The organism is Rhodanobacter sp. BL-MT-08 (genome assembly GCF_054161255.1).
The window spans coordinates 3,140,617-3,165,471 of record NZ_CP167872.1 but is presented as its reverse complement, the minus strand read 5'-3'; the positions used below and the strand labels follow the sequence as shown (position 1 = coordinate 3,165,471).

The following is a 24,855-nucleotide window of genomic DNA, read 5'->3' as shown; positions in this document are numbered from 1 at the left end:
TTTCATCAGCGGCATTCACTGACAAGGACACCCCATGCATCGCCTCTCTCGTACCGTTCTGCCCCTGCTGCTGTGCACGCTGCCGATCGTAGCCAGCGCCGGCGACGTGATCCGCTACAAGCTGCCCAACAGCACCTTTCCCATTTCGGCCGCGGTCGAAGTGCCGGCTGGCAAGGCCATCGTCTATCTCAGCGGCCAGATGGGGCAGATGCCAAAGGACGCCAGCGCAAGCAAGGGTATGCCTGCGTCGATGGGCGATACCAAAACGCAGACCATCTCGGCGCTGACCAATATCAAGAAGCAGCTCGAAGGCATGCATCTGACGATGGGCGACGTGGTGAAGATGCAGGTGTTTCTGGTAGCCGACAAGAACAAGGGCGACAAGCTCGACTTCGCCGGCTTTATGGACGGCTATACGCAGTTCTTCGGCACCAAGGAGCAGCCAAATCTGCCGTCGCGTTCGGCCGTGCAGGTGGCCGCACTGGTGGTTCCGGCGGCACTGGTCGAGATCGAAGTCACGGCGGTAAGGCCGTAGTCGGCAACGCAGCTTGCGTCGTTGGCTCTCGCTGTTGTCTACAGCGCATCCCCATCGACCTCCTGCGTGCGGATGCGCACCGCCTGTTCGAGTTCGGCCACGAAGATTTTGCCGTCGCCGATCTTGCCGGTGCGTGCGGCCCCGGTGATCGCCTCGATGGCGTGATCGAGCCGGTCGTCCGCCACCGCCACTTCGATTTTCAGCTTGGGCAGAAAATCGACCACGTACTCCGCGCCGCGATACAGCTCGGTATGACCGTGCTGGCGGCCGAAGCCTTTCACTTCGGTCACCGTCATGCCCTGCACGCCGGCCTCGCTCAAGGCTTCGCGCACGTCGTCCAGCGTGAACGGTTTGATGATGGCCGTAATCCATTTCATGTTGGGTTCTCGCACTGGGATAGTTGCATTCAGCACGATGCATGCCACGCCGTGTCGGCCGCTGCACCCCGGCACGGCGCCGATGCGTGCGATTTCTGGTATGCGGAGCGCACCGAAAGCGTGCAACGCTATACGGCCATTGCCTGTCAATGGTGCGCTTGGATAACAGCGGCAGGCGGCCTCGATTGACTCAAGCCGGTTGAATCAGTACCATTTTAGTCCCGATTCGATTCCTCCAGGCCAGACCGCACTTATGCTACGCGTCAGCCGACTCACCGATTACGCCACCGTGGTGATGACCTGCATCGCGGCGCATCCGAGTGACGTGCTCACCACGGGTCAGATCGCCGACGAAACCCGGCTGGAGCTGCCGACGGTGAGCAAGCTGCTGAAAGCGCTCGGGCACGCCTCGCTGGTCGAGTCGTTTCGTGGCGTCAACGGCGGTTATCGGCTGGCGCGGTCGGCCGCGGATATTTCGCTGGCCGAGATCGTGGAGGCACTGGAAGGCCCGATCGGCATGACCGAGTGCAGTCTGGCCGAAGGCCATTGCGATCGCGAATCGCAGTGCGGCGTGCGCGGCAGCTGGCAGCAGGTCAACAGCGTGCTGGACAGCGCGCTGCGCGCGGTTAGCCTGGCCGACATGCTCAAAACGCGCCTGCCGGTTGTCGATCTGAGCAACCCGCCGTCGCCCAAAAAAACAGCACCCCGGCGGATTGCCGCAACGGCCGTCGATAACACGGCAGTCCGGTCAAACTCCCGCGGGGTCACCACCGAATGAACCAGACCATGACCAACGACAGCACCAGCACCGCGCTGCGCGAAAACGCCGATGTGGCCGAGGCGCTCGGCCGCAGCTATTCGGCCGGCTTCGTCACCGATATCGAGATGACCAGCCTGCCGCCGGGGCTGAGCGAGGACATCATCCGCCAGCTCTCGGCGATCAAGCGCGAGCCGCAGTGGATGACCGACTGGCGCCTGGATGCCTATCGCCACTGGCTGACCATGCCGACGCCAGACTGGGCGAAGCTGAAGATCGAGCCGGTCGACTATCAGGCGCTGAGCTATTACGCCGCGCCCAAGGCGGGCCCGAAGTCGCTCGATGAAGTCGACCCCAAGCTGCTGGAAATGTACGAGAAGCTCGGCGTGCCGCTGCACGAGCGCGCCAAGCTGGCCGGCGTGGCGGTGGACGCGGTGTTTGACTCGGTCTCGGTCGGTACCACATTCCGCAAGGAGCTTGCTGCAGCTGGCGTGATCTTCTGTTCGATGAGCGAAGCGATTCGCGAACATCCCGAACTGGTGCGGCAGTACCTGGGCAGCGTGGTGCCGACCGGCGACAACTTCTTCGCCGCGCTCAACTCGGCCGTGTTCTCCGACGGCAGCTTTGTCTTCATTCCCAAGGGCGTGCGCTGCCCGATGGAGCTGAGCACGTATTTCCGCATCAATGCGCAGAATACGGGGCAGTTCGAGCGCACCCTGATCGTGGCCGAAGAAGGCAGCCACGTGTCGTATCTGGAAGGCTGCACCGCGCCACGTCGGGACGAGAACCAGTTGCACGCCGCCGTGGTGGAGCTGGTCGCGCTGGAGAAGGCGCAAATCAAATACTCCACCGTGCAGAACTGGTATCCCGGCGACGAGAACGGCGTCGGCGGCATCTACAACTTCGTGACCAAGCGCGGTGACTGCCGCGGCGACGATTCGAAAATTTCCTGGACTCAGGTGGAAACCGGTTCCGCGGTCACGTGGAAATATCCGAGCTGTGTGCTGCGCGGCGATCGTTCCGTCGGCGAGTTCTACTCGGTGGCGCTGACCCACCATCACCAGCAGGCCGACACCGGCACCAAGATGATCCATATCGGCAAGCACACCAAGTCGAAGATCGTCGCCAAGGGCATCAGTGCCGGGCGCAGCTCCAACAGCTACCGCGGCCTGGTCAAGATGGAGAAGGGCGCCGACGGTGCGCGCAACTACACCCAGTGCGACAGCCTGCTGATCGGCAAGCAGTGCGGCGCGCACACCTTCCCGTACATGGAAGTGAAAAATTCGACCGCCATCGTCGAGCACGAAGCGACCACGTCGAAAATTTCCGATGACCAGATGTTCTACTGCCGCGCTCGCGGTATCAGCGAGGAAGACGCCGTGTCGATGATCGTCGACGGCTTCTGCAAGCAGGTGTTCCGCGAGCTGCCGATGGAGTTCGCGGTAGAGGCGAAGAAGCTGCTGGAAGTGTCGCTCGAAGGCGCGGTGGGCTGATGAGCGTCGTGGCGGAAAAAACGGAATCGCGGCTGCAGCTGCGGCCGGCAAACGCGCAGGATGTGGGCGAGATTCTGTCGCTGATCCGCGAGCTGGCCGACTACGAAAAGCTGCTGCACGAAGTCGACGCGACGCAAGCGGATCTCACGCGTGACCTGTTCGGCCCCGCGCCCCGCGCGCATTGCGACATCGCCATGTGGAACGGCGAAGTCGCCGGCATGGCGTTCTGGTTCTACAACTACTCGACCTTTCTCGGCCGCGCAGGCATCTACCTGGAAGACCTGTTCGTGCGGCCCGCCTTTCGCGGCAACGGCGTCGGCAAGGCGCTTATCGCCCATCTGGCACAGCGCTGCATCGATGAAAGCTTGTCGCGGTTGCAGTGGTCGGTACTGGACTGGAATGCGCCGTCCATCGCGTTCTATGAGTCACTGGGCGCCGACGTCATGCGCGAGTGGCTCGCCTGTCGCATGAGCCGCCAGGCGATCGAGGCGCTGGCAGCGAGTTACGCCAGTGACGAGACGTCGCCGTGAGTTTCAAAACCATCATGCATTCAGTCTTCAGAAGGATCGCGGCATGACGTCGTATTCAAGGGTTTTGCTGTGTGTACTCGCCGCCGCCGGCGCCACCGGGTGCAGTGTGCCGATCAAGCATCAGGTCCTCATCGCGCCGCAGATCAGCGGCACCGTGACGCGTGCGGGCCAGCCGGTGCAAGGTATGCACATGCAGTTGGTTGACGTATTGAATGCAACGGGCGAACCGCAGCCTGGAGCCCAGACGCGGGAAGCAGTGACCGATGCACAGGGCCACTTCACGCTGGGACCGATCAAGCAGCTGGCGCATCGGGTCGACAACCCGCTGCTCAAAGTGGATCAGCACACCGTGCCATGGGGCCTGCGCGTGTCGAAAGACGGCCAAACTTGGCAGGTCGGCTGGGCGTCCGATCCGGACATGCTGGGCGAGGTGCCGAAGGCGACGGTCAGCGCAGAGTGCGATCTCGCGGCCGAAAGCAGATCCAGCACGATCGAGGGCGATGTCGCCGCCGTCGGCATGGGTCCCTGCAAGCTCAAAGTTGCGGCAGCGTCAAAACCATGAGCGCGAAACGGAGCCTCGTCAGATTCAGCCTGCTTTGCGCCGCGGCGCCGTCGCTGAGCGCCTGCGTGCCGTGGCCGCATCATGAGCTGAGCGCACCCGAAATCATCGGCAGTATCGAGAATTTCGGTGCGCCGGTACCCCATGCGCATATCCAACTGAGCGACAGGCTTGACGCGTCCGGGCACGTCCTCGCGAAGGCGAAGACTCTGGACATTGTCGCTGACGCCAGAGGACATTTTCAGATCGGGCCGATACGCCGTTTTGCATGGATATCTCATGTCGGTGATCGGCCCGTGCCGTGGGGTTTAAGTTTTTCCGTCAACGGCGAGCCGATGCGCGCCGGCTGGTTGTCGGACACTGCAGGAAACGGATTTGTACTGGACGAGCCCATCATCGCCATCTGTGACTTGAAGTCATCGGCGGTGAGCAGTGGCATCGGTGGTTACCAACAATTGCAAGGTCATGGCGTGTGTTCCATGGCCGTCGTGGGATCAAAGTAATGAGCATGCTGACAATCGAAAACCTGCACGCCCGCGTCGAGGGCAAGGAAATTCTCAAGGGCCTCAGTCTTACCGTGAACGCGGGCGAAGTGCATGCCATCATGGGGCCGAACGGCGCGGGTAAATCCACCCTGGGCAATGTGCTGTCCGGTCGCGACGGCTATGAAGTGACCGCCGGCTCGGTGATCTACAACGGCATCGACCTGCTGGCGCTGGATCCGGAAGAGCGCGCCGCGGCCGGCGTATTTCTGGCGTTTCAGTACCCCGTGGAAATTCCCGGCGTCAACAACACCTACTTTCTGCGCGCCGCGTTCAACGCGCAGCGCAAGGTGCGCGGCGAAAAGGAGCTGGACTCCATGCAGTTTCTCAAGCTGGTGCGCGAGAAGCTGAAGGTGATGCAGATTTCCGACGAGCTGCTGCATCGCGCGGTCAACGAAGGTTTTTCCGGCGGCGAAAAAAAGCGCAACGAGATCTTCCAGATGGCCGTACTGGAACCGCAGCTGGCAATTCTCGACGAAACCGATTCGGGTCTCGATATCGATGCGCTGAAGCAGGTGGCGCAGGGCGTGAACACGCTGCGTTCGCCCGAGCGCGCGTTCCTGATGATCACCCACTACCAGCGTCTGCTCGATTACGTGGTACCGGATTTTGTGCATGTGCTTGCCGATGGCCGCATCGTCGAAAGCGGCGACAAGTCGCTGGCACTGAAGCTCGAAGCGCAGGGTTACGCCGGCATTGCCGAGCGCCACCCCGCCGGAGCGTCGGCATGAACCAGCGGGCACACCTGCCGCTGGTGAATGCACTGCTGGACTCGCCGTTGCCGTCCAGCGGCATAGCGTGGCTGGATGCCTTGCGCCAGGAAAATCGCGAGGCGTTTGCGGCCGGCGGCTTGCCCGATACGCGCGTCGAAGCGTGGAAGTACACCGCCCTGCGCGCGCTGTCGCAGCGCCGTTTTGTGTCCGGCGATGCCGACGCACAGACGCGCACGGTCGACGCATCGATGCTGGCCTTACCGGGCGTTGATGGTCCGCGGCTGGTATTCGTCAACGGCGCGTTTCGCGCTGACCTTTCATCGATCAATGCGCTGCCGGCCGGGCTGACGTTGCAGCCGCTGTCGCAAGCCTTGAAGGGCGATGCCGAGCCACTGCGTTTCGCGCTGTCGCGTTCCACGTCGCACGTGCACGATGCCGGCGATGCGTTCACGCATATCAATGCTGCCAGTGCAGCCGATGGCGTAGTGCTGCGCGTGGCTGCCAATCAGAAAATCGCCGCTCCAGTGCAGTTGGTGTTTATCGGCGCGGCCGCCGAAACAGCTGTCGCGTGGCATCTGCGCAACGTCATCGAGCTTGGTGACAACGCCGAACTGAGTCTGGTCGAACAGCACATCGGCGGCGGTGAGTCGTCGCATCTGGCGACGCTGGTCAGCGATATCGAACTGCGCGAAGGCGCGTTGCTGCATCACGTGCTGCTGCAGAACGCTGGTGCCACTGACACCTTGATTCGCCAGAGCCGCCTTCGTCTGCACGCGAAAGCGCACGCCACGCTGCATGTGCTGGAGCTTGGCGGCGCGCTGGTGCGCCACGATCTGCAGGCCGAGCTGATCGGTGACGACGCGCAGCTCGATACGCGCGGTGTGTTCATGCCGCACGGTCGTCAGCATATCGATACGCAGCTGGCGATTCGCCATCAGGCGCTGAACACGCGGTCGAGCTCGAACTGGCGCGGCGTGGCCAGCGATCGTGCGCGCGGCGTGTTTCGCGGCGCGATGGTGGTGGCGCCGGGCGCAGATGGCAGCGACGCCAGCCTCAGCAACAAGAATCTCCTGCTGTCGCCGAACGCCGAAATCGACACCAAGCCCGAGCTGGAAATCTACGCCGACGAAGTCAAGGCCGCGCACGGCGCCACGGTCGGCCAGCTCGACGAGCGTGCGCTGTTCTATCTGCGCTCGCGCGGCATCCCGCTCGCCGAGGCGCGCGCGCTGCTGACTACCGCCTTCTGTCGCGCCGTGCTCGACGATCTGCCGAACGACGCGCTGCGCGAACATTTGGCGGAGCTGCTGATCGCGCAGTTGCCCACGCATTGAAAGAGACGACATCCTGCTCATGAACGCACAGCCCAAAACGCCGCCCATGTTCGATATCCAGCGCATTCGCGCGGATTTTCCCGTGCTTTCGCGTACCGTGCACGATGGCAAGCCGCTGGTGTACTTCGACAACGCCAACACCAGCCAGAAGCCGCAGGCGGTGATCGAGGCGATGAACCGGCACTACCGCGAAACCAACGCCAACGTGGCGCGCGCCGTGCATCAGCTGGGTGAGGAATCGACGGCGGCATATGAGGGCGCACGCGACAAGCTGGCGCGCTTCATCAACGCCACGTCGCGCAACGAGCTGATCCTCACGTCGGGTACGACGCAGTCGATCAATCTGGTCGCTTACAGCTATGTGCTGCCGCAGCTGAAAGCGGGGGACGCGATTCTCACTACAGTGATGGAACACCACGCCAACATCGTGCCGTGGCAGCTGATGGCGGCGCGCACGGGAGCGACGGTGAAGGCGGCGCCGATCAATCAGAGCGGCGAGCTGATCGTGGAGCAGTTTGTCGCCATGCTGACGCCTGAGGTGAAGCTCGCCTGCGTGGCGCACGTGTCGAACGTGCTGGGCACGGTCAATCCGGTGCGCGAGATTGCGCGCGAGTGCAAAAAGCGCGGTATCCCGTTGCTGGTCGATGGTTCGCAGGCGGTGCCGCATCGGCCGGTCGACGTGCAAGCGCTAGGCTGCGATTTCTATGCGCTCACCGGCCACAAGATGCTGGGGCCGACCGGCACCGGCGCGCTATGGGCCAAGCGCGAGCATCTAGAGTCGATGCCGCCGTTCTTCGGCGGTGGCGAGATGATCCGCGAAGTCAGCTTCAGCGGCAGCAGTTTTGCGCCGCCGCCGCACAAGTTCGAGGCCGGCACGCCGAATATCGTGGGCTTTATCGGCCTCGGTGCGGCGATCGATTACTACGAGTCGATTGGGTTCGACGCCATCCACGCGCAGGAGCAGGATCTGCTGCACTACGCCACCGAGCGGCTGCGCGAGATTCCCGGCGTGCGCCTGTTCGGCGAGGCCAGCGAGAAAGAGGCGGTGATCTCGTTTCTGATCGAGGGCGCGCAGGCGACCGACCTGGCCACCTTGCTCGATCTGCAGGGTGTGGCCGTGCGCTCCGGCCATCACTGCGCGCATCCGCTGATGCAGTTTTTCAACGTGCCGGCCACGCTGCGCGTGTCGTTTGCGTTCTACAACACGCGCGAGGAAATCGACGCGTTTATTGCGGCGCTGATCAAGGTGCGCAAGCTGCTGATGTAGCGCGTTGCGATACGCCAGGTTTCGCACAGTCACATGGTGGCGTTACTCTGCAGCAACTTGTTCCCGAGCGATTGGCCTTCCATGTTCGCAAAGCTTCCTGGTTTCATCCGTGTACCGCTGGTGATGCTGCTCCTTGCACTGAATATTATCGTGCACGTGACGCCGCTGTTTTTGCTCACCCTGTTCAAGGTGATCCTGCCGATTCGCGCTATCCGACTGGGTCTGTCGCGCGGCCTGGTGCTGATCGCGGAGAGCTGGATCGCGGTCAACAGCGCGATGTTCGACGGGTTCACGAAAACGCGCTGGGAGCTCGAAGGGCTGAGGAACTCGCGTTACGACGGCAATTATCTGGTGCTGTGCAACCACCAGAGCTGGGTCGATATTCCGGTGCTGCAGAAAATCTTCAACCGGCGCATTCCGTTCCTGCGCTTCTTCTTGAAGAGCCAGCTGATCTGGGTGCCGCTGCTGGGGCCGGCGTGGTGGGCGCTGGATTTCCCCTTCATGAAGCGCTATTCGAAGGATACGCTCGCCGCCCATCCGGAGCTGCAGGGCAAGGACATGGTGGCCACGCGCCGCGCCTGCGAAAAATTTCGGCACATGCCGGTATCGGTGATGAACTTTGTCGAAGGCACGCGCTTTACGCCGGCCAAGCACGACAGGCAGAAATCGTCCTACCAGTATTTGCTGCGGCCCAAGGCCGGCGGCGTGGCATTCGTGCTCGATGCGATGGGCGACGCGCTCGATGCGATGCTCGACGTCACCATCGTTTATCCCGATGGGCCTTACACGATGATGGATCTGATCGCCGGCCGGGTCAGCGAAATTCGCGTGCACGTGCGCGAGCTTCCAATCACCTCGGCACTGCGCGGCGACTATGAGGCCGATCCCGCGTTCCGCGCCAGCTTCCAGACCTGGGTCAACACCTTGTGGGCGGACAAGGATGCGCAGATTGGCAGCATGCGTTCACGGTAAACCGCAGTCCGTATTTGATACCCCAAAAAAATCGCCCCGATGCGTGAGCGTCGGGGCGATGTCTTAAGGCGATAGCTTCAACGCCGTTTGCACTAGGCGCCGCGCCGAAGCGTCAGCGCCATCGTTGTCCTAGAGGTCTTAGTCGACTTCGTAAGGACGCTTCACCACCACCGCGGTCACCGGGCGACGGGCAAAGCCAAACACACCGGCGAAGAAGGCGATCAGGCCACCGATGATCAGCAGCACCAGCGCGCCCCAGGCGGCCTTCGACACGCCACGTGCGGTGGCATCGGCCGCTTCGCGAGCCTTTTGCTCGGCTTCCTGCTTCAGCTGCTGGAACTTGGCCATCGCCTGCTGATAGGTCTGCGCGTAGTTGTCGACAATCTGCTGCGCTTCGTCGTGCGACTTGCCGGTACGGGCGGCCACGATGTTGACGAGCGCATCCTTGTCGGCGGCATTCAGGGCCGGCTGGCCTTCCTGCTTCACACGGGCAAACCAATCGCTGAGCTGCTGGTCGGTTTGCTGCGGGGTAGCAGCGGTCTGCTGCGCGGTCTGCTTGCCGTCAGCAGCAGCCTGCTGTGTCGTGGCCTTCAGATTGGACGGGTCGAGCTCCGGCTTGCCGGTCTGGCGCAGCAGGGTATCCAGCTGATTCTGCAGCTCGCTGGGATCGAAGCTGATGCCGTTCTTCTGCAGTTCGTCCTTGACGCCGGAAGCAATGTGCGGAGCTGCGGCAGCGACGCCGTCACCAGCCAGCGACAGGCCCTTGCCGATGGCGCCGGTCGCGGCACCGGCGACGCCGGAAGCCAGCGAGGCGACGAGGTAGGTGGTGATCAGCGTGGTCAGCGACCAGCTCAGCACGCCGTGCAGGCCACCCTGGCCAGGTGCAGAGCGACCGGCGATGAAAGCGCCGATCAGGATTGAAATAAGCGTCGTGACACCCAGCCAGATACCTGTGCCCTTGCCGAAACCACTCAGCGGGTTGGCGTCGCCGAGTGGGTCGATGGCGCTGGCACCGATGGCGGTGCCGAGTACGCTCAGCACCAGGTAGGTGACCAGCGAAATAAAGCAGCCGGCAAAAATCGCGCCCCATGAAATGCGCGGTTGCGGCTGGGGGTTTACATAGGCGGCCATGCGAGTTCCTTGTAGTTGAGATGGATTTAGCGGTGGAAAAAGTGATGTGAAAAGTTGGGTCACAGGGTTTGCCGTCGAGCGATCGATGTGAGCGATAACACGGCCGCTTAGCGTCCCCAGGATGCTGGTGGCGGGCGGGGCGCGCGGCAGTCTAGGTGTCCAAATACAGCTATCGTGTGATGACTGGGGGAACATTTTGCGCGTCGCGTAAGGCCTCGTCGCCTTGCAAATGCACCAGTGCGATTAGTGCATTCGTCTCAAGCTCTGCTGGTGCTGGGCTATATTCTTGGTGCACCTGCACCTGCACCTGCACCTGCCCAGGCACTCAAGCCGGCGCAGGTTCGGGCGGGGCCAAAAACACGCTTCCCATTCCGCCTGCGGTGGCGGCTACTCACGAGTTACTTCCATGACCGACCACGTTCTCCGCACCCAAACCGACCGCCGCCAGCTGCAGCAAATCATCACCGGGCTAAGCGACGGAGTGATCCTGATCGAGCCGGATCAGACGATCATGTGGGCCAATCAGGCCGCGCTGGACATGCACGGTATTACCGAGGTGGCCGAACTCGGCGCCACGGTGACCGAGTACCGCGAACGGTTCCAGCTGCGCTACCGCAACAACCATCGCCTCGCCGCCGGCAATTACCCGATTGACCGGGTGATCGCCGGCGAGTCGTTTACCGACGTGGTGGTCGAAGTGGTGGCAACCGCCGATGAAGAAAAGCGCTGGGTGCACCGCGTGCGCAGCATGGTGCTGACCGATGCGGACGGCGCACCGGACTGCCTGGTGCTGATCATCGCCGATGCCACCGACTGGGCCAGCGCCGAGCAACGCTTTGAGAGAACCTTCAACGCGAATCCGGCGCCGGCCGTGATCTGCCGCCTCAGCGACCTGCGCTATATCAAGGTCAACCAAGGCTTCATGGAAATGACCGGCTACACGCGCGAGCAGGTGATCGGTCATTCGGTGTACGAGCTCGACGTGCTGGAACGCGCCGAAAATAAAGAGCTGGCGATCGAGCGGCTCGGCGAAGGCGCCACCATTCCGCAGATGCAGGCGGAGCTGAAGCTGCCCGAAGGTGGCACCAAATTTGTCGTGGTCGCCGGCCAGCCGATCGAGGTCGGCGACGAGGCATGCATGCTGTTTTCTTTCATGGACCTGGAGCCGCGGCGCAAGGCCGAAGACGCGCTGCGCCAGAGCGAGGAGCGCTTCGCCAAGGCCTTCCGCATGTCGCCGGTGGCGACGCTGGTGTGCAGTTCGGATCGCTTCCACGTGGTCGAGGTCAACGAGGCTTTCGTGGGCACCACCGGCTACGCGCCCGAGGAAGTGCTGGGCAAGTCCATCGCGGAAATCGGCCTGCTCGACGATCGCCATGCCAACACCCAGCTGGGCAAGCTGCTGGAAACGGTGGGCAGCCTGCAAAACACCGAGTACGCCATCCGCAAGAAAACCGGCGAGCTGCTGGACTGCCTGCTCTCCGCCGAAACGGTCAGCATCCACGGCACCACGTGCTACCTGCTGGTCCTGCTCGACATCACCGAGCGCAAGCGCAGCGAAATGGAGCTGGTTACTGCGATCGAAGCGGTGATGAAGGACGCCTCATGGTTCAGCCAGACGCTGATCGAGAAAATGGCCAATGTGCGTCGCGCCAACGCGCCGAGTGAACTGGCCAGCGCCGAGCTGGCCGACCTCACGGCGCGCGAGCGCGATACGCTCGGGCTGATGTGCGAAGGTCTGGCCGACAAGGAAATTGCGGCGCGGTTGAGCCTGGCGCCCAACACGGTGCGCAACCACGTGGCCGCTCTCTATTCCAAACTCGACGTGCACAGCCGCAGCGAGGCCATTATCTGGGCGCGCGAGCGAGGCGTGTTTGGTCACAGGGGCGAGCGCGCCGTGGCCAAGAAAAAGCCGCGCCGCGTGCGCTGATTCCATTTGGCTTAACCGCCGCCATCAGAGCATGCAAATGCACTAATTCATTTGGTTCAAATGGTGCTTTTTCCTTCACGTCGATTCCCGCATCCTGATCATCAGACCGGCAGCACCAAGGCTTGCCGGCAACCATTCGACTGACGAGGAGATGACGATGGACAAGAATCGTATCGACGGCACCGCCAAGCAGGTCAAGGGTTCGGTGAAGGAAGCGATCGGCAAGCTGACCGGCGACAAGAAAACCCAGCTCGAGGGTGCGGCCGAAAAGCAGGTCGGCAAGGCGCAGGTCAAAGCCGGCGAAGCGGCCGACAAGGTGCGCGACACGCTGAAGAAATAATTTCGCATCCGACCGGCGCGGCCGCTGGTAAAGCGCCCGCGCTGCTCGGTTGAATCACCTTTGAATCATCACTCAACTCAACTACTGCAGGACATAAAACCATGGACAAGAACGAAGTTGAAGGCACCATCCGCAACGTCGCCGGCAAGATCGAAGACGCCGCCGGTGCACTCACCGGGGATACCGAGCACCAGATCAAGGGCAAGGCGCGTCAGGTCGCCGGCAATGCCCAGGCCAAGGCTGGCGAGGTGCTTGACGAGGTGCGGGATTTCGCCGCCGAGAAGCCGGTGGGTACCGTGCTTATCGCTGCCGGCGTCGCCTTCGTGCTGGGCATGCTCTTCGCGCGCCGCGATTGATGTATCGCTGCCGTTCGCCGGCCGTACATGAATTGTGCCGGTGAACGCAGAGCCGCTACCCGCAAAGGCCGAAGGTGCAAACCTTCGGCCTTTTGCTTGAAAACAGCGACGTGAATGGCTGCCGTTCTTTGCGTCAAGCTCAGCTTCTGAGCTTGTAACCCGTGCGAAAAATCCAGCCGATCGCCATCAGGCATAGCGCCATAAAGCCCAGCGTCGCGCCCAGGCTTACCGCCACGTTGACGTCGGCGACACCGTAGAAACTCCAGCGGAAGCCGCTTATCAGGTACACCACAGGATTGAACAGGGTGATGTTCTGCCACAGCGGTGGCAGCATGCTGATCGAATAGAACGCGCCACCCAGAAAGGTCAGCGGCGTCACCACCATCAGCGGAATCACCTGCAGCTTCTGAAAGTCGTCCGCCCACAGGCCGATGATGAAGCCGAACAGGCTGAAGGTGATGGCGGTCAGCACAAGAAAACCGACCATCCAGATTGGGTGCGCGATCTCGTATGGCACGAACAGCCGCGCGGTGATCAGAATCAGCACACCAAGCAGCACCGACTTGGTCGTCGCCGCACCGACATAGCCGAGCACCACCTCGATATACGACACCGGCGCGGACAGCAGCTCGTAAATCGTGCCCGACCACTTCGGCAGATAGATGCCGAACGAGGCGTTGGAGATGCTCTCGTTGAGCAGCGACAGCATGACCAGGCCGGGGATGATGAAGGCGCCGTAGCTCACCCCGCCGATATGCCCCATGCGCGAGCCGATCGCCGTGCCGAACACCACGAAGTACAGCGACGTGGAAATCACCGGCGAGAGAATGCTCTGCGTCAGCGTGCGAAACGTGCGCGCCATTTCGAAACGGTAGATGGCGCGGATGGCATGGATATTCATGCGCGGGCTCCGATAGGGGCGGACGGTTTTTCGGCATGCACCAGGCTGACGAAAATCTCTTCCAGCGAACTCTCGCTGGAATGCAGATCCTTGAAGTCGATGCCGAGCTCGCCGAGCCGGCGCAGCAGCGGCGCGATGCCGGTCTGCTCGCCCTGCACGTCGAAGGTGTAGATCAGCGCGCCGCCGTTGTCGCCAAGCTCCAGCGGCAGGTCGGCCAGCGCTTCAGGTACCTGCTGCAGCGGAACCTGCAGCTGCAGCGTGAGCTGCTTCTTGCCGAGCTTGCGCATCAGCACGTCCTTGTCCTCGATCAGCACCAGTTCGCCCTTGTTGATCACGCCGATGCGGTCGGCCATTTCTTCGGCCTCCTCGATGTAGTGCGTGGTCAGGATGATGGTGACACCGCTCTCGCGCAGCGCGCGCACCATCACCCACATGTCGTGGCGCAACTCCACGTCGACGCCGGCAGTGGGCTCGTCCAGAAACAGGATCTGCGGCTCGTGCGCCAGCGCCTTGGCGATCAGCACGCGGCGCTTCATGCCGCCGGACAGCGCGGCGATCTTGCTGTCCTTTTTGTCCCACAGCGACAGGTCGCGCAGCACCTTTTCGATATGCGCCGGGTTGGGCGCCTTGCCGAACAGGCCGCGGCTGAAGGTGACGGTGGACCACACCGACTCGAACGCATCGGTGGACAGCTCCTGCGGCACCAGCCCGATCTGCGCGCGCGCGGCGCGATAGTCGCGCACGATGTCGTGGCCGTTTGCCAGCACCGTGCCGCTGGTCGGCCGCACGATGCCGCAGATGATGCTGATCAGCGTGGTCTTGCCGGCGCCGTTGGGTCCGAGCAGGGCGAGGATTTCGCCACGACGGATATCCAGGTCGATATGCTTCAGGGCGACGTGGCCGGAGGCGTAGACCTTGCCGAGTCCGCGAATGCTCACGATGGTGATCGATGGATCGGCAGCGGTGACCGCTGGTGCTGAGTTTTGCATGATGCCTCCAGAGCTGACAGACCATTGTCCTCCCTGCATGAAAAAACCGCAGCCCGAAGGCTGCGGTTTTGGGTGTTGCGTTTCAACGATGGCGTGGAGCGTGATTACCAGATCTTCACCTGCGTCTCGGGCGAACGCACCATCGCATCGCCGGCCTTGCATTGGAAGGCCTGCGCAAACTCCGGCATGTTCGACGGTGCACCGATCGCGCGGAATTGCGCCGGCGCGTGCGGATCGGTATTGAGCAGGGTGATCTGCGCCTCGGGTCGAATATTGCCGCGCCACACGCGAGCCCAGTTGAGGAAGAAACGCTGGTCTTCGGTATAGCCGTCTATCTTGCGCTTGGCTTCGGCCGGGTTCTTCGACAGCGCCATCTGCAAGGCGGTATAGGCCGCGTTCAAGCCGCCCAGATCGCCGATGTTCTCGCCCATGGTCAGATGGCCGTTGACGTGCTTGCCCGGCAGCGGCTCGTAGGCGTCGAACTGCGCGGCGAGTTTGTCGGTGCGCGACTCGAACGCCTTGCGGTCGGCGTCGGTCCACCAGTTGACGTTGTTGCCCTTGGCGTCGAACTTGCTGCCCTGATCGTCGTAGCCGTGGCCCATCTCGTGGCCGATCACCGCGCCGATGCCGCCGTAGTTGATCGCGTCATCCGCCTTGGCGTCGAAGAACGGCGGCTGCAGGATCGCCGCAGGAAACACGATCTCGTTCTGCTGCGCGTTGTAGTAGGCGTTCACCGTTTGCGGCGTCATGCCCCACTCGCTGCGGTCGACCGGCTTGCCGATCTTGGCGATGCGGTAGTCGTAGTTGAACTTCTCGGCGGCCTGCACGTTGGCGTAGTAGTTGTCCGGCATCAGGGTGAGGCCGGACCAGTCGCGCCATTTGTCCGGGTAGCCGATCTTCGGCACAAACGTGGCCCACTTCTCCAGCGCCTTCTGCTTGGTCGCGTCGCTCATCCAGGCCAGATGCTCGATGCGCGTCTTGTAGGCCGCACGCAGATTGGCAACGAGTTCTTCGGCGCGCTGCTTGGCTACCGGCGAAAAATTGTCGGCCACATAGAGTTGGCCCAGCGCCATGCCCATGCCGTCGTTGGTGGCTGCCAGCACGCGCTTCCAGCGCGGCTCCATTTCCTTCTGGCCGTTGAGAGTCTGGTTCTCGAACGCGAAATCCTCCTGCTGGAACGGCGTGGATAGGTAAGGCGCCGCGTTGGAGATCAGGTGATAGCGGAAGTACGCCTGCCACTGCGCGGCGGGCACGTCGCCGAACATCTTCTGCACTTCGGTGAAGAACGCCGGCTGCGAGAACGAGAAGCCCTGGCTCACATCGGCATTCTGCGACTTGAAGAATGCCGCCCAGTCAAAGCTGGGCGTGAGCTTGTCGGCATCGGCGATGCTGACGTAGTGATAGCGGTTTTCCGGCTTGCGCATCTGCACCGGCGGCAGCGAGGCGGCGGCGAGGCGCGTCTCGAACGCCAGCACATTTTTTGCCTGCTGCTGGGCATCCGCAGCGCTGACGCCGGTGAGCGTGAGCAGCTTGGCGATGTGCGCCACGTAGGCGGTGCGGATCTTTTCGAACTCCGGCTTGCTGTAGTAATCGACCGTGGGCAGGCCGAGGCCGCCCTGGCCGACGTACGCGATCTCCTGGCTGGAATCCTTGAAATCGCCGCTGCCGCCGAAGCGGAACAGCACGGGCTCACCGCTGGCGTAGCTGTTGCGGATATAGCCGGCGATATCGCCCGCGTTCTTCAGCGCGTCGATCTGCGCCAGCTGGGGTTTAATCGGGTCGAAACCGGCAGCATTGACCTTGGCTTCGTCCATGCCGGACGCATAGAGGTAGCCGATCTTCTGATTGATCGAGCCAGGCGTTGCCTTCGCCGCATTGGCAGCGGCCGCGTCGACGATCTTGTGCTGCACGTTGAGGCTGTCCTCGCGCAGCGCGTCGAACGAACCCCAGCGCGTGCGATCGGCGGGAATCGGGTGGCTCGCCACCCACTTGGCGTTGACGAAGCCGTTGAAGTCGGCGCAGGGCTTGATGCTGCTGTCGAGCTCTTTCACGTCGAATGCGGTGGGTGCGGCCACCGCGTTGATGGAAAGGGCCATGCCCACGGCAAGGGCCAGCGGTTTCACGAATCGGTACGTCATGGATTTCCCCTCTGCGCCGTGGCGCGTTTCGATCGCCCGGGCTCGGGCAGCAAGCCCCCGACCGTAGTCAACCGGGGCAGTGGGCAGACAGTGTCGAAGGTCATGGGTGCGGCTTTTGAGCGGGCGCCAGGCGCCCGACAAGACCTGCGGCGGTGCATGGTGGAACCGCCCGCGCCCGCACTATCATCGACAGATGAATACCTCTGTCGATCTCTCTTTTCGCACCGCTGAAGCGGCCGATATTCCAGCTATCGTCGCGCTGGTCGAGTCCGCCTACCGCGGCGAATCCGGCCTGCGCGGCTGGACCACCGAATCGCACCTGCTCGACGGCCGGCGCACCAACAACGAAGACGTCGCTGCCGTCATCAAGCGCCCGCACAGTTGCGTGCTGCTGGCCGAACGCGACGGCCGTCTGATCGCCAGCTGCCACGTCGAACGCCAGGGCAAGTTCGGCTACTTCGGCATGTTCGCCGTCGATCCAGCGCAGCAGGGCGGCGGCCTGGGCAAGGCCGTGCTGGCCGAAGCGGAGCAACTGGCGCGCGAGCGCTGGCAGTGCCGCGCCATGCGCATGACGGTGATCGAGCAGCGCAACGAACTCATCGCCTGGTACGAGCGCCGCGGCTATTTGCGCACAGCGGAATACGAGCCGTTTCCCTATGGCGACGAGCGCTTCGGCATTCCTCGCCGGCCGGACCTGCGCTTCGAAGTGCTGGTAAAAACCTTTCCGACGCAGCCCGCATGAACGGCTGGATCAAGGTCGGCACCCGCAGCGAGATCCTGCCCGGCGAGTTCAAGGTCGTGTGGGACGGCGACACCGCCATCGCCGTCTACAACATCGACGGCGCCCTCTACGCCATCGAAGACATCTGCTCGCACGACGGCGGTGAGCTCGCCGGCGGCGACGTCCACGGCTTCGAAGTCGAATGCCCCCGCCACGGCGCCCGCTTCGACCTGCGCACCGGCAACGTCACCAAGCCGCCGGCCTACGAACCGATTGCGAGCTTTCCGGTGAAGGAAGAGGATGGGGCGATTTGGACGAGAGATGATCGTTGACGGAGTCGCTGGAGTATCGTCCGTGTTCATTTTCGTCTGATAAAGAAACGCTACATCATTATTTGAAATGTCCTCATTGAACGGCAGCCCTGCCTGCGCGAGGTCGAAGCGGGCATGCCGGAAGGAGATGTGCCGCAAGCACGGCTTCAGCGAGGCTTCGTACTAACTTTGGCGTAGCAAATTTGTTGGCATGACCGTGCCCTACGCTAAGCGGCTGACGGAGCTGGCAACCCAGAACGGGTGGCTGAAGAAGCGGCTGGCCGAGCGGGTGCTCGAGAACGAGTTCGTCGAGAATGGCTTGCGAAAAAAGTGGTGAGCGCACCGGCGCGCGGGCTGGCGCGGCATATGATCGACAAGGAGTTTAGTGATCGGTGTCCCTTGGCGATCGCGGGCATGCGTGCCAGCGCGCATCCCTCTGCGACGCGACTGGATCGAAACGTTGAACTCCGGCAACGGATACTGACTCTGGCGCAACCGCACGGTAAATCCATCGGGTAAAGCTCTCTGCCCATGCGCGAAGAGTAGGGTGGCCCGGTCTCATAGAGCGTGACGACCGCAGAGACACGATCCTGAATTTGGCGCTAGACTCTGGTCAACGGAGCATGGAGCGCCGAGTATGCATAGCCGAAATATGGCTGAACCAGGTAACGCGCCGCCCAGCTGTGAACAGTCCAGCCGTGTCCAGGCGGTCGCCAATCGCCACCTTCATCAAGACTTTCTACAGAGGCTGCAAATCTATGCTTAGCCGCGTGAACGCCGTGCTGCTTTTTTCTCTGACCCTGATTACTTCCGGATGTGGCGCCTCGACGATGAAAACTCCTGACATCAAGCAAAACCCCAACGCCAAGCAGCGTTACGAGATCACCGTTACGATTCATGACGCGCCCAGGGGCTTCGACGCGGCCAAGGGAACGATGATCTACGAGGTGCAGAACAACAGCACTTGCGTCCGTCCAGACCCGATAAGCGGGCACCAGAGTAATTTGGCGCAGTTCATCCCGTTCGAGCTAAGAAAGGTGGACGAGCATACCTACAAGGGAACGGTGGTTACGGATTATTTTCTCGATGCCGACTATTACGGCATGGGCGTGTGTCACTGGATCATGTCGTCAGCCTTGGCCACTTTCAAAATCAACGGCAACGGCACAGATTTTGCGCCGAGTATTCGTCTGAGTGACGTGCTGGCTCAAAAGTCTGTGGATCTTTATCTACCGATTGTGGCCCTCTCAAACGACAGTGCCCAAACGTTCGGTGATGGCGGACTGGAGTTGTCCGACACTATAAAAAAACATAGGAGTGACTTTTTCGTCATCACGTTGTCTTCCAAGAAGGTGATGCCATGACGGTAAGCACCGAAGACCATGCGATGTTGGCCGCAGACGCTTACAACACCCACGTACCTGGTGCGGAGGTTACCCTGGGCGGGATTCACTACAAGGTGATAAACGAAGTCCATGATCGGGTGACTGGGTATCAGGGCACGGCCTATGTGCGAGAGGATACTGGTGATGTCGTCATCGCTCACTGCGGAACCGATACCGCTCGGATGAAGTACCAAGACATCGCGACCGATGCTGGCATGGTCACTGCCGGTGTAAACGCACAGACATTCGACGCGATGGCATTTACAAAGAAATCTCTGGAGCTAGGAAAGAAGTTTGACGAGCAATCACATTTGCCTTTCCATGCAACGGTCACCGGCCATTCGCTCGGCGGCACGTTGGCCGAAATAACGGCCTATCAATACCACCTGCACGGAGAAACGTTCAACGCGTATGGAGCGGCGGGCCTTTTCCAAGGCGTTCCGGAGGGTGGTCATCAAGTAATCAATTATGTGCGCGCCACCGATGTGGTCAGTGCTGGGAGTCAGCATTTTGGGGAGACACATATTTATGCGTCCCCCCAAGACATCGAACGGCTTCAGAAGGCCGGCTACCACAACGATAACGGTGTGATGAGTCCGCGCGTGCCGATCAAAGGTGTGGACTTGGACGCACATAGCGCGACCAATTTCCTTCCGGATAACCCGCGTCTCGGTCACTCCATCATTTCCAAGGAGAACGAGGCGCTATACGAATCCCACAAAGGCATGTTCGACCAGTATCGTCACGATGTCCTGGTCGCGCGAAGCGTGATTTCTGCTCGATGGGAGGTAGAAAAAAAGGCTGTCGAGCTTGAGATGGCAACAGGCCGCTTCGTCGGTGAAAAGGCGGTGGATGGCGCCCACGCTGTCGAACGGGCGACGCAATACGTCGGCAACGAAGCGGTCAAGGGCTACAACGGGGCCGTTGATGCCACCTCACGTGGCATTGAAGCAACGGCGCACGCGGCGCAATACGCCGAACATGAAACGGTCAAAGGGTATCGGGCCACTGTTGATGCCACCTCGCGTGGCATTGAGGCGACGGTGCATGCTGCGCAATATGTCGAGCATGAAGCCGTTCAGAAGTACGACGCCACCGTCGACGCTACCTCGCGTGGCATTGAAGCGACAGTGCACGGAGCGCGGTATGTTGCGCACGAAACGGTCAAAGGTTATGACGCCGTCGTTGATGCCACCTCACGTGGCATTGAAGCAACGGCGCATGCTGCCGAACACGTTGCAAAGGAGGTTTCTCAGGGCACTCAGGCGGGGGCTGTAGCGGTCGGTGAGGCCTATGCTCAGAGACGCCCGGAAAGTTGGTCTGCGCACACGCCTCTGCTTAATGATCCCGCACATCCCGATCATCGACTGTTTCAGCAAGCCTATGACGGTGTGAAGAAAGTCGATGCCGAACATGGCCGCGTGCCGGATCACCATAGCTTAAACCTGGCCGGCGCTTTGACGGTCGAAGCTAAGGCGAGAGGTTTAAGACAGGTCGACGTAGTCGCTCTGAGCGAGGATGGCGCCAACGCGTTCGCTGTTGAGAAAGATGGCAGGATCGGTTCTACCAGTTTCGCTAGAGTAGACACCATGCAGGCAGTCCACACGCCTATCGAGCACAGCTCGCAACAGATGGCTCAGATCAATCAGCAGTTGCAGCAGCAGGCTCAGCAGCAAATACAGCAGCAAGCTGCTCAGCTAAACCCGCAGCAAGCCAGTCCCGGGATGGCGCGCTAGTTGGCGCATCGATATCCAGTCCAAGCACTATTTGGTCATTACGACAGCGTCTGCCGGAACGTTCAATGAGAACGCTTGCATTGGACGCCGCAGTGCCGAAATTAGGTGTTCTGCATTTCAGCTCAGCTCTTGCGACAGCCCCTGAACTCACCCGCTCGCGACGAGCATAAGCCTCGACTTACAGGTACGTGGCGTTGATGACCCAGTGTATGAAGTCAGCTCAGATGTTCGCCATGTATGGACGCATGGATATGGCGCAAGCGCAGGATTTCTAGGGATGGTCTGATTAACCCGCATTCGTAATCGCCCTCCTTTTGCCGCTTGACGCATTGCTTCGGTGAGCCCCAGCCGCGCAAGTACCCGGCGACTTCTAGCCCCACTTGGCCGCGTACTGCTGCCACGATGCGCCAGTCATGCGCACCTATTCTTTCTTTTTCCAGCAGACAACGGCTGGTCATCCACCGATTGCTCAGCGCACACAGCGTCAGCACCAGCGCGCCGTTTTTGGTTAAGCCACGATAGCGCGCCTTGATGTGGCCGTGTTGCCGTTTTATCACACGGTACCTGACATCTAACGACTCTTCATGGGTGTGATCTGCACGGCAGCAGATACTGGCTTGCAGCACGGTGGAAAAGCGATTGGGCAATCTATTTCTCTCGTCGGCTCTCGTACGAGCTGGCCTATACTGAATTCGCTCCTTGTCATATGGTCGCAGGACTCTAATTTTCTGAGCTCGCGTCTGGCCTTTATCTCTTCCAGCAAGTAATACTCGACGGATGGACTCGTTTGGCGCCTGAGTGCGCGTATCGATCTTATTGAAGGGGACATCATGAAGACGCGTCGCGATTTTCTGGCTCAGGCACCACTGGGCTTGCTGGGTCTTGCTGTGGCATCGCGCATCGAGGCGAAGGGCGCTGACGATGTGAAGCCGCCGCCGGGCACGCCCGGCGCGTTCAATACCGCGCCGGCGGTTGGCCCCGAGGTCACGCCGGCCACGTTTGCCGAGGCGGAGAAGCTGGAGCAGGTGACGCTCACCCCGGCACAGCGCGCGATGGCGGCGGCGAACTGGCGCACGTCGATGGCGAGCATGCTCGAGCGACGCACGGGCCCGCGCAAGGTCGCGCTGCCGGACAACCTGCCGCCGGCCACGGTGTGGAATCCGACGCTGCCCGGCCATACCTCCGGCCCGGCGAAGGATCGTTTCTCGCCGAGCCAGCGCAACCCCGGTCCGCTGCCGGCGAAGGACGAGGACATCGCCTTTGCGCCGGTGACGCACCTGTCGTACTGGGTGCGCACGCGCCAGCTCAGTTCGACCCGGCTGACCCAGATTTATCTCGCGCGCATCAAGCGATTCGATCCGCAGCTGCGCTGCATTATCACTTTGCTGGAGACGCAGGCGCTGGCCCAGGCTGCGCAGGCCGATCGGGAGATCGCGGCAGGCAAGTACCGCGGGCCGCTGCACGGCATTCCGTTTGGCGTGAAGGATCTGCTCGACACCGCAGGCATTCGCACGACCTACGGCGCCGAACCGTTCCGCGATCGCGTGCCGACGGAAGACGCCACCGTGGTCAAGCGCCTGTGCGACGCGGGCGCGGTATTGATCGCCAAGCTCAGCATGGGCGCGCTGGCGCTCAACGACATCTGGTTCGGCGGCCAGACCATGAACCCTTGGCTGCCGCAGGAAGGCGCGTCCGGTTCCAGCGCCGGGCCGGGCTCCGCCACAGCGGCCGGGCTGGTCGGTTTTTCCATCGGCAGTGAAACCGGCGGCAGCATCGTCAGTCCGTCGATGCGCTGCGGCGTCACCGGACTGCGCCCGACCTACGGACGCGTGCCGCGCACCGGCGCGATGACGCTGTGCTGGAGCCTGGACAAACTCGGCGCCATGACGCGCTCGGTCGAGGACACCATGCTGGTGCTGCACGCCATCAGCGGGCCGGATGGCATCGACGTGGCCGGCGTGCCCAGCCATCTGGCCTACGATGCAGGCGCCTCGGTCAAGGGCCTCAAGGTCGGCTACTTTCCGAAGTGGATGAAGGAAGACCCGGCTACCGACGTCGACCGCGCCTCGCTCGAAGCGATGCGCAAGCTCGGCATGGTGCCGACCGAAGTCAGCCTGCCGGACTGGCCGTACGATTCGCTCAATCTCATTCTGTTTGCCGAGTCGGCTGCCGCCTTTGAAGAGCTCACGCTCAGCGGCAAGGCCGACGAGCTCAGCATGCAGGTGCCGGACGCATGGCCCAACCTGTTTCGCGAATCGCGCTTTCTGTCAGCGGTGGATTTCGTGCAGGCCGACCGGCTGCGCCGCAAGGTCGCCCTCGAAATGGCTCGCGTGATGGCCACCGTCGACCTGCTGCTGGTGCCGTCCCTGCGCGATGAGATGCTGGTGATCAGCAACAACACCGGCCATCCGTCGCTGACCTTGCGCACCGGTTTCGTCGAGGTATCCCAGGCGCGCAGCGACTGGGCACCCGATCCCAAGCATCCGCTTCCCACCTTTTCGCCACCGCGCCGCGTGCCCTACGGCGTGACCTTGATTGGACGTCTATTTGAGGAAGGCACGATAGCCCAGGCCGGCGTGGCGCTGGAGCAGGCGATGAACGTTGCGGACGAGCGGCCTTCGGGGTTTTAAGGCGGCTCTGCCCGGGGCATCTATGATCCGGAATCGAACACGTATTGAACGGCTTTTGCCTGAACCTGCATGGGGGCGTGCGTGAAAGCCAGAGGCTTTCGACATTGGGAAAAAGCCCGGGCCGGCGGAATGACACGCTTCGTGCTGCTCAGGGGTGTGCTGTCCTATGGCCTGACCATGTTTATCGTGATGACGTTTATCGTCCATCGCGATGATCTGAGCGCACGGTTTATCGCGATATCTGCCGGGCTGTGGCTGGTCGGCGGCGCCGTGTTCGGCCTGCTGATGTGGTTTTTGATGGAGCGGATTTACCGCAGGTTTGTGCCAAAAATCATGGCCTGATCGGTGCCGGGTTTCGCGCGGCGGCGCTTTTTCTGCAAATAACGGCGGGTTGCCGATTACCAGTGATAGACGAACGCCAGCGCTTCGGAGATCTGCGTCGCTGAGCCGAATCGCGTGACCAGCGGGCTGTCTGCAGCGTTGCCGAGCAGGCGGCCATAGGTCAGGGCCAGCGCCACGCCGGTGTGCTGGCTAGTCGGCACGAAAACGTCGTACTCCAGATCGGCGAGCTGGCTGCCTCTGCCGGGATGCCAGGACGGCACATCGAGCAGGCTCGCCTGGTTCGGCGTGATGCCGAAAAAGCGGCTCATGGCCGAGCCGTTCATCGCCTGCCAGCGCACCTGCAGGGAATGCTCGATCAGCCATACCTTGGGCAGATCCCATTCGGCGTAGACATTGAGATAGGCGCCGGCGCCGTTGGTGTCGTGGCTGAGGTTGGTACCGATGTCGATCTGCTTGGTGAGCTGCCACTCCAGATAACCGCCGGCGGTCAGCCGTGGCGAAAGCGGGTTGAGCTTTTCACGCAGCCGCGGGCTCAGGTCCTCGGTATCGCGGCCCCACTGGTAGTCGCCAAAAAAGCCGCCGTGCAGCACGCTGCCGCCGATCAGGTCGACCTGCAGGCCGTCGAGCGTGGATAGGCTGACGTGGTCTGGCCATTCGAAATCGACGTATGGGATCGGTTCGGCACGGTCGACTTTGGCTCCGGCGAAGCTGGGCAAGCGCTCCACGCCCGCTCCCAGCGCCATCGTGATGGCGTTCGGGTCGGTGGTTTCGTCGCTGTTGTCGGCATGGCTCTCGGGCGGCCAGAACAGGGCCATCAGCAAGCAGGCAGCGAGCAAACCTGCAGGTAACTGAATATGCCGGATGGGCAGGGT

General features: G+C 62.0%; 25 protein-coding genes and 2 pseudogenes. 20 read left to right on the top strand and 7 right to left on the bottom strand.

Features of this window, described 5'->3' with window-relative positions; all coding sequences use genetic code 11:
* Nucleotides 1-34: 34 nt before the first annotated feature.
* A complete protein-coding gene (locus ACDK93_RS14100; RefSeq protein WP_458069466.1) occupies nucleotides 35-535 on the top strand; it encodes a RidA family protein in 501 nt (166 codons plus the stop codon).
* A gap of 38 nt (nucleotides 536-573) precedes the next feature.
* Here ACDK93_RS14100 and ACDK93_RS14095 read toward each other — a convergent pair whose 3' ends face one another.
* Nucleotides 574-912, bottom strand: coding sequence for a P-II family nitrogen regulator (locus ACDK93_RS14095; RefSeq protein ID WP_179479461.1), 339 nt, complete (start codon nucleotides 910-912; stop codon nucleotides 574-576).
* 253 nt (nucleotides 913-1,165) lie between these two features.
* On the opposite strand from ACDK93_RS14095, the gene ACDK93_RS14090 reads away from it, so the two are divergent.
* From ACDK93_RS14090 to ACDK93_RS14050, 9 genes are all read left to right on the top strand, one after another.
* Nucleotides 1,166-1,690, top strand: a complete 525-nt coding sequence (locus ACDK93_RS14090; protein WP_458069465.1) for an SUF system Fe-S cluster assembly regulator — start codon at nucleotides 1,166-1,168, stop codon at nucleotides 1,688-1,690.
* Between the two features lie 8 nt (nucleotides 1,691-1,698).
* The gene (gene sufB, locus ACDK93_RS14085; protein WP_458069464.1) at nucleotides 1,699-3,162 is read left to right on the top strand and encodes a Fe-S cluster assembly protein SufB; all 1,464 of its coding nucleotides are present in this window, start codon (nucleotides 1,699-1,701) and stop codon (nucleotides 3,160-3,162) included.
* Nucleotides 3,162-3,692 (top strand): N-acetyltransferase family protein, encoded by a 531-nt coding sequence (locus ACDK93_RS14080; protein WP_458069463.1) that lies wholly within the window; start codon nucleotides 3,162-3,164, stop codon nucleotides 3,690-3,692. Before sufB ends, ACDK93_RS14080 begins: the two co-directional genes overlap by 1 nt.
* Before the next feature lie 43 nt (nucleotides 3,693-3,735).
* Nucleotides 3,736-4,254 carry a carboxypeptidase-like regulatory domain-containing protein gene (locus tag ACDK93_RS14075; protein ID WP_458069462.1) on the top strand — a complete coding sequence of 173 codons (519 nt, stop codon included), beginning with the start codon at nucleotides 3,736-3,738 and terminating at the stop codon, nucleotides 4,252-4,254.
* A complete protein-coding gene (locus ACDK93_RS14070; RefSeq protein ID WP_458069461.1) occupies nucleotides 4,251-4,754 on the top strand; it encodes a hypothetical protein in 504 nt (167 codons plus the stop codon). The genes ACDK93_RS14075 and ACDK93_RS14070 overlap by 4 nt, the downstream gene beginning before the upstream one ends.
* 5 nt (nucleotides 4,755-4,759) lie before the next feature.
* Nucleotides 4,760-5,524, top strand: a complete 765-nt coding sequence (sufC, locus tag ACDK93_RS14065) for a Fe-S cluster assembly ATPase SufC (protein WP_458072474.1) — start codon at nucleotides 4,760-4,762, stop codon at nucleotides 5,522-5,524.
* Nucleotides 5,521-6,837: a Fe-S cluster assembly protein SufD gene (gene sufD, locus ACDK93_RS14060; protein ID WP_458069459.1), complete on the top strand. Its 1,317-nt coding sequence runs from the start codon at nucleotides 5,521-5,523 to the stop codon at nucleotides 6,835-6,837. The genes sufC and sufD overlap by 4 nt, the downstream gene beginning before the upstream one ends.
* 19 nt (nucleotides 6,838-6,856) lie before the next feature.
* Nucleotides 6,857-8,104 (top strand): aminotransferase class V-fold PLP-dependent enzyme, encoded by a 1,248-nt coding sequence (locus ACDK93_RS14055; protein ID WP_458069458.1) that lies wholly within the window; start codon nucleotides 6,857-6,859, stop codon nucleotides 8,102-8,104.
* 81 nt (nucleotides 8,105-8,185) lie between these two features.
* Nucleotides 8,186-9,076, top strand: a complete 891-nt coding sequence (locus ACDK93_RS14050; protein WP_458069457.1) for an acyltransferase — start codon at nucleotides 8,186-8,188, stop codon at nucleotides 9,074-9,076.
* Nucleotides 9,077-9,214: 138 nt separating this feature from the next.
* Here the strand turns inward: ACDK93_RS14050 and ACDK93_RS14045 are convergent, their stop codons facing one another.
* A complete protein-coding gene (locus ACDK93_RS14045) occupies nucleotides 9,215-10,207 on the bottom strand; it encodes a hypothetical protein (RefSeq protein WP_458069456.1) in 993 nt (330 codons plus the stop codon).
* A gap of 406 nt (nucleotides 10,208-10,613) precedes the next feature.
* Between ACDK93_RS14045 and ACDK93_RS14040 the strand changes: the two genes are divergently transcribed.
* The 3 genes from ACDK93_RS14040 (at nucleotide 10,614) to ACDK93_RS14030 (ending at nucleotide 12,830) form a co-directional block, all read left to right on the top strand.
* A complete protein-coding gene (locus tag ACDK93_RS14040) occupies nucleotides 10,614-12,134 on the top strand; it encodes a PAS domain S-box protein (RefSeq protein ID WP_458069455.1) in 1,521 nt (506 codons plus the stop codon).
* 157 nt (nucleotides 12,135-12,291) lie between these two features.
* Entirely contained in the window at nucleotides 12,292-12,474 is a 183-nt protein-coding gene (locus ACDK93_RS14035; protein ID WP_458069454.1) for a CsbD family protein, read from the top strand.
* Between the two features lie 101 nt (nucleotides 12,475-12,575).
* Nucleotides 12,576-12,830 (top strand): CsbD family protein, encoded by a 255-nt coding sequence (locus ACDK93_RS14030; protein ID WP_458069452.1) that lies wholly within the window; start codon nucleotides 12,576-12,578, stop codon nucleotides 12,828-12,830.
* Nucleotides 12,831-12,969: 139 nt separating this feature from the next.
* Here ACDK93_RS14030 and ACDK93_RS14025 read toward each other — a convergent pair whose 3' ends face one another.
* From ACDK93_RS14025 to ACDK93_RS14015, 3 genes are all read right to left on the bottom strand, one after another.
* A complete protein-coding gene (locus ACDK93_RS14025) occupies nucleotides 12,970-13,731 on the bottom strand; it encodes an ABC transporter permease (protein ID WP_458069451.1) in 762 nt (253 codons plus the stop codon).
* Nucleotides 13,728-14,720 carry an ABC transporter ATP-binding protein gene (locus ACDK93_RS14020; protein ID WP_458069449.1) on the bottom strand — a complete coding sequence of 331 codons (993 nt, stop codon included), beginning with the start codon at nucleotides 14,718-14,720 and terminating at the stop codon, nucleotides 13,728-13,730. Before ACDK93_RS14020 ends, ACDK93_RS14025 begins: the two co-directional genes overlap by 4 nt.
* Nucleotides 14,721-14,824: 104 nt before the next feature.
* The gene (locus tag ACDK93_RS14015) at nucleotides 14,825-16,858 is read right to left on the bottom strand and encodes a M13 family metallopeptidase (protein WP_458069448.1); all 2,034 of its coding nucleotides are present in this window, start codon (nucleotides 16,856-16,858) and stop codon (nucleotides 14,825-14,827) included.
* A 193-nt stretch (nucleotides 16,859-17,051) separates the two neighbouring features.
* Between ACDK93_RS14015 and ACDK93_RS14010 the strand changes: the two genes are divergently transcribed.
* The 5 genes and pseudogenes from ACDK93_RS14010 (at nucleotide 17,052) to ACDK93_RS13990 (ending at nucleotide 21,011) form a co-directional block, all read left to right on the top strand.
* Nucleotides 17,052-17,600 (top strand): GNAT family N-acetyltransferase, encoded by a 549-nt coding sequence (locus tag ACDK93_RS14010; protein ID WP_458069447.1) that lies wholly within the window; start codon nucleotides 17,052-17,054, stop codon nucleotides 17,598-17,600.
* Nucleotides 17,597-17,911 (top strand): non-heme iron oxygenase ferredoxin subunit, encoded by a 315-nt coding sequence (locus tag ACDK93_RS14005; RefSeq protein WP_458069445.1) that lies wholly within the window; start codon nucleotides 17,597-17,599, stop codon nucleotides 17,909-17,911. Before ACDK93_RS14010 ends, ACDK93_RS14005 begins: the two co-directional genes overlap by 4 nt.
* 114 nt (nucleotides 17,912-18,025) lie before the next feature.
* Nucleotides 18,026-18,391 (top strand): annotated as a pseudogene (locus ACDK93_RS14000) (transposase); the annotation flags it as partial.
* Nucleotides 18,392-18,660: 269 nt separating this feature from the next.
* On the top strand, nucleotides 18,661-19,254 hold the full coding sequence (locus tag ACDK93_RS13995; RefSeq protein ID WP_458069444.1) for a hypothetical protein: 594 nt from the start codon (nucleotides 18,661-18,663) through the stop codon (nucleotides 19,252-19,254).
* Nucleotides 19,251-21,011, top strand: coding sequence for an XVIPCD domain-containing protein (locus ACDK93_RS13990; RefSeq protein ID WP_458069443.1), 1,761 nt, complete (start codon nucleotides 19,251-19,253; stop codon nucleotides 21,009-21,011). Before ACDK93_RS13995 ends, ACDK93_RS13990 begins: the two co-directional genes overlap by 4 nt.
* Before the next feature lie 437 nt (nucleotides 21,012-21,448).
* On the opposite strand, the pseudogene ACDK93_RS13985 reads toward ACDK93_RS13990, so the two are convergent.
* Nucleotides 21,449-21,571 (bottom strand): annotated as a pseudogene (locus ACDK93_RS13985) (IS5/IS1182 family transposase); the annotation flags it as partial.
* Between the two features lie 270 nt (nucleotides 21,572-21,841).
* Here ACDK93_RS13985 and ACDK93_RS13980 point away from each other — a divergent pair.
* Both ACDK93_RS13980 and ACDK93_RS13975 read left to right on the top strand, forming a co-directional pair.
* Nucleotides 21,842-23,641, top strand: coding sequence for an amidase (locus ACDK93_RS13980; protein ID WP_458069441.1), 1,800 nt, complete (start codon nucleotides 21,842-21,844; stop codon nucleotides 23,639-23,641).
* Nucleotides 23,642-23,770: 129 nt separating this feature from the next.
* Entirely contained in the window at nucleotides 23,771-23,983 is a 213-nt protein-coding gene (locus ACDK93_RS13975; RefSeq protein ID WP_458069440.1) for a hypothetical protein, read from the top strand.
* 56 nt (nucleotides 23,984-24,039) lie between these two features.
* Here the strand turns inward: ACDK93_RS13975 and ACDK93_RS13970 are convergent, their stop codons facing one another.
* A complete protein-coding gene (locus ACDK93_RS13970; RefSeq protein WP_458069438.1) occupies nucleotides 24,040-24,798 on the bottom strand; it encodes a MipA/OmpV family protein in 759 nt (252 codons plus the stop codon).
* Nucleotides 24,799-24,855: the final 57 nt, after the last annotated feature.